This window comes from Mycobacterium rhizamassiliense, from assembly GCF_900157375.1.
In the GTDB taxonomy this organism is placed as follows: Bacteria; Actinomycetota; Actinomycetes; order Mycobacteriales; family Mycobacteriaceae; genus Mycobacterium; species Mycobacterium rhizamassiliense.
In genome coordinates this window covers 5,921,206-5,933,951 of the sequence record NZ_LT721901.1, presented here as the reverse complement: position 1 = coordinate 5,933,951, position 12,746 = coordinate 5,921,206, and the positions used below count along the sequence as shown (strand labels likewise).

The 12,746-nt window shown below is 66.6% G+C and carries 14 protein-coding genes and 2 pseudogenes; 9 read left to right on the top strand and 7 right to left on the bottom strand.

The window, feature by feature from the left end:
• Nucleotides 1–5: 5 nt before the first annotated feature.
• Entirely contained in the window at nt 6–494 is a 489-nt protein-coding gene (locus MRAB57_RS27990; protein WP_077090227.1) for a hypothetical protein, read from the top strand.
• Nucleotides 495–655: 161 nt separating this feature from the next.
• Nucleotides 656–949, top strand: coding sequence for a DUF3349 domain-containing protein (locus tag MRAB57_RS27985; protein WP_077090226.1), 294 nt, complete (start codon nt 656–658; stop codon nt 947–949).
• Between the two features lie 42 nt (nt 950–991).
• On the opposite strand, the gene phoU is transcribed toward MRAB57_RS27985, so the two are convergent.
• Nucleotides 992–1,636: a phosphate signaling complex protein PhoU gene (phoU, locus tag MRAB57_RS27980; RefSeq protein ID WP_077090225.1), complete on the bottom strand. Its 645-nt coding sequence runs from the start codon at nt 1,634–1,636 to the stop codon at nt 992–994.
• A gap of 96 nt (nt 1,637–1,732) precedes the next feature.
• Between phoU and MRAB57_RS27975 the strand changes: the two genes are divergently transcribed.
• Nucleotides 1,733–2,041: a DUF3349 domain-containing protein gene (locus MRAB57_RS27975; protein ID WP_245836032.1), complete on the top strand. Its 309-nt coding sequence runs from the start codon at nt 1,733–1,735 to the stop codon at nt 2,039–2,041.
• Between the two features lie 115 nt (nt 2,042–2,156).
• The gene (locus tag MRAB57_RS27970) at nt 2,157–2,573 is read left to right on the top strand and encodes a DUF3349 domain-containing protein (RefSeq protein WP_077090224.1); all 417 of its coding nucleotides are present in this window, start codon (nt 2,157–2,159) and stop codon (nt 2,571–2,573) included.
• Here MRAB57_RS27970 and MRAB57_RS27965 read toward each other — a convergent pair.
• Nucleotides 2,562–3,602 carry an NAD(P)-dependent alcohol dehydrogenase gene (locus MRAB57_RS27965; protein WP_077090223.1) on the bottom strand — a complete coding sequence of 347 codons (1,041 nt, stop codon included), beginning with the start codon at nt 3,600–3,602 and terminating at the stop codon, nt 2,562–2,564. The two genes, MRAB57_RS27970 and MRAB57_RS27965, sit on opposite strands and share 12 nt — an antisense overlap.
• 127 nt (nt 3,603–3,729) lie before the next feature.
• Nucleotides 3,730–4,809 carry an iron-siderophore ABC transporter substrate-binding protein gene (locus tag MRAB57_RS27960; RefSeq protein WP_216823781.1) on the bottom strand — a complete coding sequence of 360 codons (1,080 nt, stop codon included), beginning with the start codon at nt 4,807–4,809 and terminating at the stop codon, nt 3,730–3,732.
• 226 nt (nt 4,810–5,035) lie between these two features.
• Here MRAB57_RS27960 and ctaD point away from each other — a divergent pair, with 226 nt between their 5' ends.
• The 5 genes and pseudogenes from ctaD to MRAB57_RS27935 form a co-directional block, all read left to right on the top strand.
• Nucleotides 5,036–6,784, top strand: coding sequence for an aa3-type cytochrome oxidase subunit I (ctaD, locus tag MRAB57_RS27955; protein WP_077090926.1), 1,749 nt, complete (start codon nt 5,036–5,038; stop codon nt 6,782–6,784).
• A 22-nt stretch (nt 6,785–6,806) separates the two neighbouring features.
• A complete protein-coding gene (gene serB, locus MRAB57_RS27950; protein WP_077090222.1) occupies nt 6,807–8,048 on the top strand; it encodes a phosphoserine phosphatase SerB in 1,242 nt (413 codons plus the stop codon).
• A 51-nt stretch (nt 8,049–8,099) separates the two neighbouring features.
• Nucleotides 8,100–8,969 carry an ABC transporter ATP-binding protein gene (locus MRAB57_RS27945; RefSeq protein WP_108638024.1) on the top strand — a complete coding sequence of 290 codons (870 nt, stop codon included), beginning with the start codon at nt 8,100–8,102 and terminating at the stop codon, nt 8,967–8,969.
• A complete protein-coding gene (locus MRAB57_RS27940) occupies nt 8,966–9,781 on the top strand; it encodes an NUDIX hydrolase (RefSeq protein ID WP_077090220.1) in 816 nt (271 codons plus the stop codon). Before MRAB57_RS27945 ends, MRAB57_RS27940 begins: the two co-directional genes overlap by 4 nt.
• Nucleotides 9,778–10,431: pseudogene (locus tag MRAB57_RS27935) on the top strand (enoyl-CoA hydratase); the annotation flags it as partial. The gene MRAB57_RS27940 and the pseudogene MRAB57_RS27935, both read left to right, overlap by 4 nt.
• Before the next feature lie 24 nt (nt 10,432–10,455).
• Here the strand turns inward: MRAB57_RS27935 and MRAB57_RS27930 are convergent.
• The 4 genes and pseudogenes from MRAB57_RS27930 to MRAB57_RS27915 form a co-directional block, all read right to left on the bottom strand.
• The gene (locus MRAB57_RS27930) at nt 10,456–10,965 is read right to left on the bottom strand and encodes a hypothetical protein (RefSeq protein ID WP_245836030.1); all 510 of its coding nucleotides are present in this window, start codon (nt 10,963–10,965) and stop codon (nt 10,456–10,458) included.
• Nucleotides 10,966–11,039: 74 nt separating this feature from the next.
• Nucleotides 11,040–11,303: a colicin immunity domain-containing protein gene (locus MRAB57_RS27925; protein ID WP_077090219.1), complete on the bottom strand. Its 264-nt coding sequence runs from the start codon at nt 11,301–11,303 to the stop codon at nt 11,040–11,042.
• A gap of 244 nt (nt 11,304–11,547) precedes the next feature.
• The gene (locus tag MRAB57_RS27920; RefSeq protein ID WP_157900673.1) at nt 11,548–12,159 is read right to left on the bottom strand and encodes a hypothetical protein; all 612 of its coding nucleotides are present in this window, start codon (nt 12,157–12,159) and stop codon (nt 11,548–11,550) included.
• Nucleotides 12,159–12,565: pseudogene (locus MRAB57_RS27915) on the bottom strand (PPE family protein); the annotation flags it as partial. The gene MRAB57_RS27920 and the pseudogene MRAB57_RS27915, both read right to left, overlap by 1 nt.
• Nucleotides 12,566–12,746: the final 181 nt, after the last annotated feature.

Sequence of the window (12,746 nt, the reverse complement as noted above, 5' to 3'; positions counted from 1 at the left end):
TCGCAATGAGCACCGACGCCCCACTGGGCGCGGCGGACTTCCGTCGCGCATTGGCGCTCATCCAGCACGGCGAGCGCGGGGACGTAGCGGCCATGCGCGTCGTCATCGACGACGAAGTCATTCCGGGCGACCGGCTTACGCAGCTGATCCGCGCCACCGTGTCGATCCTGTGGCAGCTGGTGGCTCAGTTGTGCGAAGCGGACGAAGTCGCCGAGATCGGCGCGATGCTGACCGTGGCGGCCACCGACGACGAAATCGAGCTCGACGGCGACAACCGGCTGGTCGCCCGGATCGCGATGGCGCAGCACTCCGAGGATCCTTCCGCCGAGAACGACGTGCTGCGCGAGGCGGCCGCGGCGCCGGACGGCCTGGTGCGCCTCGCGCTCACCGCCGCGGGTGTCGTCTCCGCGATGCTGCCCCAGCTGCGCACCCCGGTCGGGCGGCAGCTGCTCGACAACCTGGCGACCGAGGCCCTGCGCGCGGAGAACGGCTGAGCGCGACGGCCAAATTAATCGGCCGCCGCGCGTGAGAAATCCCCTCTGAGGGGAATCCCACTGCCTACCGGGCCGGGGGCGTCTATGAGGGGGTGTCCCCGGCTCGGCCTGGGTAGGCTAAGCGCGCAGCTTGCGTTTCCACTGACAAAGGGGAGCCAGGAATGAGTCTTAGCGATGTAGCGGCGCGGGTGCTGGCATTCATCCGTGCCGGCTATCCGGAGGGCGTGCCGCCGACCGATTACTACCCGTTGCTGGCGTTGCTGCGGCATCGGCTGACCGAGGACGAGGTCGCGGCGATCGCCGCTCAGCTGGCGACCGGCGACGGGTCGAGGGTCGAGACCGGCGAGATCCGCCTGGCCGTCACGGAACTGACTGCCGAAGCGCCGTCCGCCGACGATATCGACCGGGTGCGGCGCCGGTTGGAGACGACGGGCTGGGCCGCGGACCCGGTCTAGCACGTAAAGCCCTGTGCTACAGGGCTTTACGTGCTGACATCGTCAGCCGGTCGGGGCGCCCATGGCCTGGAAGATAACCCGCTGGCCCACCGTCACCGCGTGGTCGGCGAAGCGTTCGTAATACCGGCTGAGCAACGTGACGTCGACCGCGACGCCGACGGTGTGGGACCACTTTTGGTCCAAGACGATGGAGAACAACAGCCGGTGCAGCTCGTCCATCGCGTCGTCGTCGCACGCGAGTTGGGCGGCCCGATCCGGATTACCCGACAGCACAACGTCTTTGGCGTTGTGGCCGAGATTGACTGCGATGCGGCCCATTTCGGCGAAGTAGTCGTTGACGTCGGCGGGAATCGCCGGCTCGGGGTGTCGGCGACGGACGATGTCGGCGACGTGACGGGCCAGGACGCCCATTCGGAAGACGTCACCGACGTTTTGCATGCAGCCCAGCACGGCACGCAGATCGGTCGCGACGGGGGACTGCAGGGCCAGCAGGTTGAAGGCGTCGTTCTCGGCCTTGACGCCCAGAGTCACGAAGTCCCGGTGGTCGCTGATCACCGTTTCAGCAAGCACGATGTCGACGTCGAGCAGTGCCCGGGTGGCGCGCTCCATCGCGGTACCGCCGAGCTCGCACATGTCCGCCATGGTGTGCAGTAACGCGTCGAGCTGGCTATGGAATGCGGTACGCATGACAGTCAACGGTAGGCCGCCGCGCAAGGCGGCGTGGGGTATATGCGGCGCGCAGGTAAGTTGGGCTGAGCGTTGGTGAACGATGTGGGGTGTCGCGTGCAGTTGAGTGAGCTGGTGGCCCGATTTGTGGCGTTCATTCGCGCTGGTTACCCGCAAGGCGTCCCGCAAACCGACTACATTCCGCTCGTCGCGCTGTTGCGTCGACGGCTCACCGATGAGGAGATCGCGGCGGTGGCCAGCCAGCTGGCGGCCGATGGCGCGTTGCGCGACTTCACGACCGACATCGCCGACATCGGCGCGGCCATCACACGCATCACCGACGAGCTGCCGTCGCCCGCCGACATGGAACGCGTCCAGCGCCATCTGGAGGAGCTCGACGGCTGGCCCGTCGTCTCCGACGACTAGTCACATTCCGTGCGGCGAGCAAATTCCTCGTCGAAGATGTTCGGGGCATGAACGCCGCATGAATAGTGCCGCTGCTCCGAAGCCAGGGCGGTGCCCCAACCGTGAGACTGGTGAGGTGACGTCAACTCACTCTCACAAGCATGCGAAGTTTCTCCGTTCCGTCGTGCGCTGGCTCGATGTCGGCTACCCGCAAGGCGTTCCCGGGCCCGACCAGGTGGCGCTGTTCGCCTTGCTGCGTAGCACCCCGCTGTCCGAGGAACAGCTCCACGACGTGGTCGTCAACCTCAAGGAGGCGCACCCCGACGCGGACGGCCCGATCAACAAAAGCGAGATCTCCGAGTTCATTTCGCAGACGACTCACAAAGACCCGGGTCGCGAGAACATCATTCGCGTCGCCGCCACCCTGGCCGCCGCCGGTTGGCCGTTGGCGGGCATCGACGTCAGCGAAGTGATTCCCGGCGACGAGCACGGCGAAGCCGCCGAAGAGATCGCCTGCCGCCACGACCTGGCAGAGGGTGTCTCACAAAGTTGAGATGTCGATGACGAAGCGGTAGCGCACGTCGCTGGCCAGGACGCGCTCGTAGGCCTCGTTGACGTAATCCGCTTCGATGACCTCGATTTCGGGGGTCACGTCGTGCTCGGCGCAAAAGTCAAGCATCTCTTGGGTTTCGGGGATCCCGCCGATGTTCGACCCGGACAGGCTGCGGCGCGCCAGCGCCAGCGGGAACGCCCCGATCTGCATGGGGTGCTCGGGGATACCCAATTCCACGAGCGTGCCGTCGACGTCGAGCAGGCTCACGTAGTCGTCGAGCTTCAGGTTCGCCGACACGGTGTTCAGGATCAGGTCGAAGCTGCTGCGCAACTGCTTGAAGGTGCCGCGGTCGGAAGTGGCGTAATAATGCTTGGCGCCCAACCGAAGTCCGTCTTCCATCTTTTTCAGCGACTGTGACAGCACGCTCACCTCGGCGCCCATCGCCGCGCCCAGCTTGACGCCCATGTGCCCGAGGCCACCCAGGCCGATGACCGCCAGGCGCGTGTCCTTGCTGGCCTTCCAGTGCCGCAGCGGGGAGAACAGCGTGATGCCCGCGCACAGCAGCGGAGCCGCCTTGTCCAGTGGCAGCGAGTCGGGGATGCGCAGGACGAAGTTCTCGTCGACGACGATCGCCTGGCTGTAGCCGCCCTGCGTGATGGTGCCGTCTCGGTCGACGGCGTTGTAGGTGAAGGTCGCGCCCCGCTTGCAATAGTTCTCCAGCCCGGCCTTGCAGCTGCTGCACTGACCGCAGGAATTCACCATGCAGCCCACACCGACGTGGTCGCCCACCTTGTACTTGGTCACCTCGGAGCCGACGGCGCTCACCACGCCGGCGATCTCGTGGCCCACGACGAGGGGATAGTTCGGCACGCCCCACTCGCTCTTGGCGGTGTGGATGTCGGAGTGGCAGATGCCGGCGAACTTGATGTCGATCGCGACGTCGCTAGGTCCCGGGTCACGCCGTTCGATGGTCGTCTTGGTCAGCGGTTCGGTCGCCGAGGTGGCGGCGTAGGCCGAAACAGTGCTCATCAGAAATTCCTCTTCGAGTCGTATGCGTCTCTTAAAAGATTAGCTAAGGTAAAGGTCTGAAGCCAGTCGTCGGCGAACAGATCACATATCAGCTTATGACGATGAGTGCGTACCAGCAGCTCCGGTGCTAGTTGATCGGGGCGTTCACCAGACGTAGGTCGTCCACGATCCCCCGGGCCGCGATCACGCCCTCACCCGACTGCCATACCTCGTCGTTGACGATGTAAACGCGGTTGTCGCGATTGGCGGAAAGCTTGCGCCAGGGGTCGCTGTCCAGCAGGACGGCGGCACGGTCGGCTGCGGCCGGCGAGGTGCACGACAGGTAGATGACGTCGGCATCGGCCGCCGAGAGGTCCGGCCCCTTCGCGAGATCCCCATCGGTAGCGCCGATTTCGAGGTACGGCTTGTCGGTGAACCGCTGGGCGGCGGGCCGGTCCACGCCGACCGCGGACAGCACGCTGGCCGGGAAGTTGCTGGCCCCGTAGATCCGCAGGGTGGTGGGCGTCAGCTGGACGATCGAGGCCTGGAAGTGCGCGGCGTCGTGCGCGGCGCCGATCTGGTCCGCCCGCGCGTTGAACCTCTTGATCAGCCCGTCGACGGCGTCGCCGCGCGCGGTGGCGGCACCGAGGGCGCGCAGATTGTCCTGCCATGCCGCGCCGGGCGCCGCGGTGAACACCGTCGGGGCGATCGCGGCCAGCTTTGGATACAGCTTCGGCGTCAGGCCCTGCGAACCCAGGATCAGGTCGGGGTGTGCCGACGCGATCGCCTTCAGGTCGGGGTTGCTGCGGGTCCCGACGCCCGGCAGGACGTGCACCGCGTTGCCCAGATAGGTGGGCTGGCTAGGGGAGCCGTCGGGAACCGCGGCGGCGATGACGCGGGACTGCAGGCCCAGCGCGCAGAGGCCATCGAGCTGGTCGCCGGAGAGGACCACGATGCGTTGCGCCTCGGCGGGGACGTCGACGGTGGCGGGGGTGACGCCCGCCGCGTTGTGGGCCTGTCGCGTCGACGGCCCGGAATCGGCCGCGGCCGGGTCGTGCGCGCAGGACTCGTCGGGCTTGCGGTCGTTGCCCAGCACGCCGGCGCCCGCGATCTGGGTGGTCGGGGTGATCAGCGGGTGGCCCGCAGACCCCTTCGGGGCAGGCTGCGACGAACCGCAACCGGCGCACGCCAGGACCACGGCCGCGGCGATCGCGGCAAGGGTCGCCAGGCGCCCCTTGATGGGTCTGCCGCTGGGCCTTTGTGTAGGCCTCTGTGTGGGTCGCGCCCCGCCGGATTGCACGCGTCCGACGCTAACATCCGGCCAGCTGGGAACCGGTGCGCCGACGCGGCCATGGCCCAATTACGACAGTTTGTAGGACCAGCACTGCCTGCGACCTATCAGGGGGCTAAGATTCGGGGGAACCCCTGTCTGGGATGGATGTTTGGAGGAGCTGTTGACAGCCGAAGCGCCCCCCTTGGGAGAACTCGAGGCCGTTCGCCCGTACCCGGCACGGACCGGTCCCAAAGGGAACCTGATCTACAAGCTGATCACCACCACCGATCACAAGCTGATCGGCATCATGTACTGCGTCGTGTGCTTCGCCTTCTTCTTGATCGGCGGCATCCTGGCGCTGCTGATGCGCACGGAGCTGGCGGCGCCGGGTCTGCAGTTCCTGTCGAACGAGCAGTTCAACCAGCTGTTCACCATGCACGGCACGATCATGCTGCTGTTCTATGCCACTCCGATCGTGTTCGGCTTCGCCAACCTGGTGCTGCCGCTGCAGATCGGTGCGCCCGACGTGGCTTTCCCTCGACTGAACGCCTTTTCATTCTGGCTGTTCCTGTTCGGCGCCACGATCGGTATGGCCGGCTTCATCTGCCCGGGTGGGGCCGCCGACTTCGGCTGGACTGCCTACACCCCGCTGACTGACGCGATCCACTCGCCCGGCCCCGGCGGTGACCTGTGGATCATGGGCCTGATCGTCGCCGGTCTGGGCACCATCCTGGGCGCGGTCAACATGATCACCACCGTGGTCTGCATGCGCGCGCCGGGCATGACGATGTTCCGGATGCCGATCTTCACCTGGAACATCCTGGTGACGTCGATCCTGGTGCTGATCGCGTTCCCGCTGCTGACCGCCGCCCTGTTCGGGCTGGCCGCCGACCGCCACCTGGGCGCCCACGTCTACGACCCGGCCAACGGCGGAGTTCTGTTGTGGCAGCACCTGTTCTGGTTCTTCGGCCACCCCGAGGTGTACATCATCGCGCTGCCGTTCTTCGGCATCGTGACCGAGGTGTTCCCGGTGTTCTCCCGCAAGCCGATCTTCGGCTACACCACGCTGGTCTACGCGACGCTGTCGATCGCCGCGCTGTCGGTCGCGGTGTGGGCGCACCACATGTTCGCCACCGGAGCCGTTCTGCTGCCGTTCTTCTCGTTCATGACGTACCTGATCGCGGTGCCCACCGGGATCAAGTTCTTTAACTGGATCGGCACAATGTGGAAGGGCCAGTTGACGTTTGAGACCCCGATGCTGTTCTCGGTCGGGTTCCTGGTGACCTTCCTGCTGGGTGGTCTGACCGGCGTGCTGCTGGCCAGCCCGCCGCTGGACTTCCAGGTCACGGACAGCTACTTCGTCGTCGCGCACTTCCACTACGTGCTCTTCGGCACGATCGTGTTCGCCACCTACGCCGGCATCTACTTCTGGTTCCCGAAGATGACCGGCCGGCTGCTGGACGAGCGACTGGGCAAGCTGCACTTCTGGCTGACGTTCATCGGCTTCCACACCACCTTCCTGGTGCAGCACTGGCTGGGTGACGAGGGCATGCCGCGCCGGTACGCCGACTACCTGCCGACCGACGGCTTCCAAACCCTGAACGTGGTTTCCACGATCGGCGCCTACATCCTGGGCGCGTCGATGTTCCCGTTCGTGTGGAACGTCTTCAAGAGCTGGCGCTACGGCGAAGTCGTCACCGTCGACGACCCGTGGGGTTACGGCAACTCGCTGGAGTGGGCGACCAGTTGCCCGCCGCCGCGGCACAACTTCACCGAGCTGCCGCGCATCCGCTCCGAGCGGCCCGCGTTCGAGCTGCACTACCCGCACATGGTGGAGCGAATGCGCGCGGAGTCGCACGTCGGCCGGTCACACGGCTCCGAGGGCCACGACGTCACCCGGCTTGACGACGTCAGCGTCCGCACCGAATGACGCATAGCGGGGGCACTCGCGGGTGAACACGCCACCCAAGGTGTCGGTGCTGATCACCGTCACCGGAGTGGATCAGCCAGGTGTGACATCGGCGCTCTTTGAGGCGCTGTCCGGCCACGGGATCGAATTGCTCAACGTGGAGCAGGTGGTCATCCGGGGCCGCCTGACGCTGGGTGTGCTGCTGTCCTGCCCGCCGGAGGTCGCCGAAAGCATCGTGGTCGGCGACGGCGTCGAGGACGCCATTCATGCGGTGGGCCTCGACGTCACCATCGAGCGCAGCGACGACGTGCCGATCATCCGGGACCCGTCCACGCACACCATTTACGTTCTGGGCCGGCCGATCACCGCCTCGGCGTTCGGCGCGGTGGCCCAGGAGGTCGCGGCGCTGGGCGTCAACATCGACCTCATCCGCGGCGTGTCCGACTACCCGGTGACCGGCCTGGAGCTGCGGGTGTCGGTGCCGCAGGGCGCCGACGTCGCGCTGCGGACCACGCTGAACCGGGTCTCGTCCGCCGAGCGCGTCGACATCGCGGTCGAGGACTACAGCCTGGAGCGGCGGGCCAAGCGGCTGGTCGTGTTCGACGTCGATTCGACGCTGGTGCAAGGCGAGGTCATCGAGATGCTGGCCGCTCGCGCGGGCGCCGAGGGCGCGGTCGCCGCGATCACCGACGCGGCCATGCGCGGCGAGCTGGACTTCGCCGAGTCGTTGCACCAGCGGGTGGCGACGCTGGCGGGCCTGCCCGCGACCGTGATCGACGAGGTCGCCGAGCAGCTGGAGCTGATGCCCGGTGCCCGAACCACGCTACGCACGTTGCGCCGCTTGGGTTTTCGCTGTGGCGTGGTGTCCGGCGGGTTCCGGCGGATCATCGAACCGCTCGCCCACGAACTGATGCTCGACTTCGTCGCGGCCAACGAGCTGGAGATCGTCGACGGCACCCTGACCGGCCGGGTCGTCGGACCGATCATCGACCGCCCCGGTAAGGCCAAGGCGCTGCGCGACTTCGCGGCGCAGGCCGGCGTGCCGATGGAGCAGACCGTCGCCGTCGGTGATGGCGCCAACGACATCGACATGCTGTCGGCGGCCGGGTTGGGGATCGCGTTCAACGCCAAGCCCGCGCTGCGAGCCGTCGCGGACGCGTCGTTGAGCAGCCCGTACCTGGACACCGTGCTGTTCCTGCTCGGCGTCACGCGCGGGGAGATCGAGGCCGCCGACGCCGGCGACCTCGGCGTGCAGCGCGTCGAGATCCCCTGGGAAGGGCCGTGACCGCGGCGACCCGACAGCCGTCGCCGCGCCGCGGTACGGCACGATAATCGCGTGTCCGAAACTGGTTCGGAAGCTGGCCCGGTGGGCGATGACGTAGTAGCCGATCCGGATCTGCTGATCGACTTCCGCGACGTGTCCCTGCGCCGCAACGGGAACACTCTGGTCGGCCCGCTGGATTGGGCCGTCGAGCTCGACGAGCGCTGGGTGATCATCGGCCCCAACGGCGCAGGCAAGACGTCGCTGCTGCGGATCGCGGCGGCGGCCGAACACCCGACGACCGGCGTGGCGTTCGTCTTGGGGGAGCGGCTGGGCCGCATCGACGTGTCGGAGCTGCGGTCGAGGATCGGGCTCAGCTCGTCGGCGCTGGCGCAGCGGATCCCCAGCGACGAGGTGGTGCGCGATCTGGTCGTCTCGGCCGGCTACGCGGTGCTGGGCCGGTGGCGGGAACGCTACGAGGACATCGATTACCAGCGGGCGATCGACATGCTGGAGAGCCTGGGCGCCGAGCACCTCGCCGACCGCACCTACGGGACGCTGTCCGAGGGCGAGCGCAAGCGGGTGCTGATCGCGCGGGCCCTGATGACCGACCCGGAGCTGCTACTGCTCGACGAGCCCGCCGCCGGCCTGGACCTGGGTGGCCGCGAGGAGCTGGTGGCCCGGCTGACCGATCTGGCCGCGGACCCCGACGCGCCGGCGCTGGTCCTGGTCACGCACCACGTCGAGGAGGTTCCGCCCGGCTTCACGCACTGCCTGCTGCTGTCGGAGGCCCAGGTGGTCGCGGCGGGCCTGCTGCCCGACGTGCTGACCGCCGAGAACCTGTCCGCCGCGTTCGGGCAGTCGATCGCCCTGGAGGCGGTCGACGGGCGTTACTTCGCGCGGCGCATCCGTACCCGCGCGGCTCACCGCAGGAGGCTGGAATGACGACGACTCCCGAGCCGCTGCCGACCCGGCCGGCGGCCACCGTGATGCTGGTCCGCGAGAGCCGCAAGGGCATCGCGGTTTTCCTGATGCGCCGGCACGCGCAAATGGAGTTTGCCGCGGGCACGGTGGTGTTTCCCGGCGGCGGCGTCGACGACCGCGACCGCAACGCCGACATCGCGTGGGCCGGGCCATCACCGGACTGGTGGGCGCAGCGCTTCGGCGTCGAGCCCGACCTGGCCGAGGCGCTGGTCTGCGCCGCCGCCCGCGAAACCTTCGAGGAGTCCGGTGTGCTGTTCGCCGGGCCGGCCGGCGACCCGGACGGCATCGTGGCCGACGCCTCGGTGTACGGCGACGCCCGCCAGGCGCTGGCGCAGCGGTCGCTGTCGTTCGCCGACTTCCTGCGCACCGAAAACCTGGTGCTGCGTTCCGATCTGCTGCGGCCGTGGGCCAACTGGGTCACGCCCGAAGCTGAGCGCACCCGCCGCTACGACACCTACTTCTTCGTCGGCGCCCTGCCGGAGGGCCAGCGCGCCGACGGCGAGAACACCGAATCCGACCTCGCCGGCTGGACGACGCCGCGGGCCGCGATCGACGAGTTCGAGGCCGGCAACCTCTTCCTGCTGCCGCCGACCTGGACTCAGCTGGACTCGCTGGCCGACCGCACCGTCGAGGAGGTATTGGCGGTCGAACGACAGATCGTCGCGGTGCAGCCGAATCTCGAAATCCAGGGCGACAACTGGGTTTTCGAGTTCTTCGATTCCGACCGATATCACGAAGCCCGGGAAAAGGGCGGCCTGGGGTGGCGGCATTGAGTGAGTTCGTCCACGTCGTGGTCAGCGATGGCACGCAGGACGCCGGCCTGGGCGTGCTGCTCGTGTCGCGTCCGCCGACCAACACGATGACCCGCCAGGTCTACCGCGAGATCGCTGCCGCGGCAGAAGAATTGGGGCGGCGTGACGACGTCGCCGCGGTGATCCTGTTCGGCGGCCACCAGATCTTCTCCGCCGGTGATGACATGGCCGAGCGGGCGCGGCTGACCGCCGCCGAGGCCGACATGGCCGATCGTGTGCGCGCCGATGCCGTCGATGCCGTCGCGGCCATCCCGAAACCGACCGTCGCCGCGATCACCGGCTATGCACTGGGCGCCGGGCTGACCCTGGCGCTGGCGGCCGATTGGCGGATTAGCGGCGACAACGTGAAATTCGGCGCCACCGAGATCCTGTCCGGCCGGGTGCCCGGCGGGCTGGCGCGGTTGACCCGGGCCGCAGGGGAGAGCAAGGCCAAGGAGCTGGCGTTCAGCGGGCGCTTCTTCGACGCCGAGGAGGCCCTGGCGCTGGGCCTGATCGACGAGATGGTGGCCCCGGACGACGTCTACGACGCCGCCGCGGTGTGGGTGCGGCGTTTCCTGGACGGCCCGGCCGACGCGCTGGCCGCCGCCAAGGCGGGGATCAATGCCGTGTTCGGGGCCTAGGTCGCGGACTTGCGTTCAATCCCACGACATCGCTGAAACCATGAAGAGTCCCCAACAAAATCCCGCGCCATAGTTTTCTTCGCCCCACTCGAATTGGTATTCTTCGTATGCCGGAAGAAGTTCGTCGAATAACGGAAACTTACGACCACCGTTCAGCGGGCCAAATCGCTCGTTGAATTCAGTGACATCCATGCTCCAGATAGGCAGCCCGATGGGTAACTTGACGATGGGCACGTCGCGGCTGCGGTGCCAGTACCGCGCCGACTCAAGCCGCCCGCCTCCGTTTGTGATCACTTTAAACTCAAATCCCGGCCATAACACGCTGCTGAATTCCAGCGACGAAGCTGCCGGATCGGCGCCCAACAGTTTTTTCGTGTTCTGAAAGAAGGATGCCTCGCCACCAAGAAAGTCGGCTACTCGATCGTGTACACGCTGCGCGTCGTCGACCGACAGCCCCTGTTCGGATAACTTGGCTTCGAGCTCAGCTTCCTCCTTTGACATCTTGACCCTGAGCTTCATCGTCATGAGCACGTAAGTTTCGAATTCGACTATTGCGGAGTTAGGGATTGTATTCATCACTTTCCGTTCAGCTGCGGGGTCTACGCGGGGTACAGCATTTGGTAGGTATCACGCGCGCTCGCACGTAGTTGCTCCCCGTCTAAGCCGTGCACAGCTTTGCGCAATTTAGGGTCGGCGACGTAGTCATCGATGGCGAAAAATAATTTTTCAAGTGTATTGAACTCGGTACCCGAAACTTGATCGTTGTCATTCTTAAATAACACGAGATAAGCTGATTCAAATTCCTCAGCTGAAATCCGCCGATTGATGAACCTGGAAATTAAATCCTTATACTTTTCGGTCATGCGCCGCACCGTTGTCTTATTGGACGACATTTAATCACCACTTCCCAAGCCCGTCGCCGCGATTTCTAGGTGAGCGACATCCCAGGCTTCGATCGGCCACGTCGTCGATTTTATGTCGCCGCCGCCGATTAGCACTTCACCTCAGATCAGCGGCGACAACGTGAAGTTCGGGGCGGCCGAGATCCTGTCCGGCTAGGCGGTTCTTCGGCGCGAGGGACCACATCCGTCTGCGAGCAGGCTGCACTCAACCGAGCGCTCCGGCGAGGTCAGCAGCCGATGCGGTACGAGCCCATTCCAACAGCCCATCGACGTTGAGCTGGGGTTGGATTCCTGCGGTTCCCGCCAGGCCTGGTGAGCTGGTCAACGCGCCTAAGGCCACGACGTTGCCGGTTTGGCTTGCAAAGCCGCCGGATCCGCTGGCGGTGACGACGCTGTTCACGACCGTCAGGCTGCTGCCGAAGCCGTTGACGAAGTGGCCGCCTGCGAGGTTGATGATGCTGTCCGAAATCGTTAGCTCGCCGAAGGACTGGAAGACGCCGGAGACGGTGACGGTGCTGTTCGTAAGGGTGGTAGTGAAGCCGTTCGAGATGATGGCAGAGGCGCCGGTCTGGAGGGTGAAGCTGCTGCCGGGGCCGAGGCTGAGGGTGCTGCCGGTGTTGATGAAGAGGTTGCCGTTGACGACGACGGCTCCGGCTTGGTTCGGGGTGATGATGCTGCCGCCGTTGGCGACGGTCAGCAAGCCGTTGGGGCCGACGACGACGGTGCCGTTGGCGTAGCTGCCGGCGGTGTAGGTGCCGGGCCCGAGGACCGGGTCGCTGCCGACGGCGGAGCTGACCTGCTGGCTGGTCATCTGCACGCGGCGGCGTCCTGGGCCCACATCTCCATGTACTGGGCTTCGGTGGCGGCGATGGCCGGGGTGTTTTGTCCGAGGAAGTTGGTCGCGATCAGCATCATCAAGTGCGCCCGGTTTGCCGCGACTGCCCACGGCGGCACCGTCATCGCAGACGCCACCTCGTAGGCCGCGGCCGCCCCATAGGCTTGGGCAGCGGTTTGCTGCGCCAATGCGGCGGTGGTCTGCAGCCACGCCATGTGGTGCGCGGCCGCACCCGCCATCGCCGCCGACGACGGCCCGAACCAGGCCAGGCCGGTCAGCTCCGACACTGACGACGCGTAGCCGGTTGCGGCAGATTCAGCTGGGCTGCGGCCGCCCCCCACTCGGCGGCGGCCGACAGCATCGGCCCCGCCCCTGGACCGGTATACATCAGCCCGGAATTGACCTCCGGACACAGCAACGCAAAATCCACGGCGGTTCTCTTCGTCCGAGCACAACGCAGTGATTTGTTCAACAACGGTACAACGACACGGTCCCGGCGCCTAGGTAGTGACCTGGCCGCATCGCTTCACCTTGGCAGGCGCTGGCCGCCGCGAAGGCCGGGATCAATG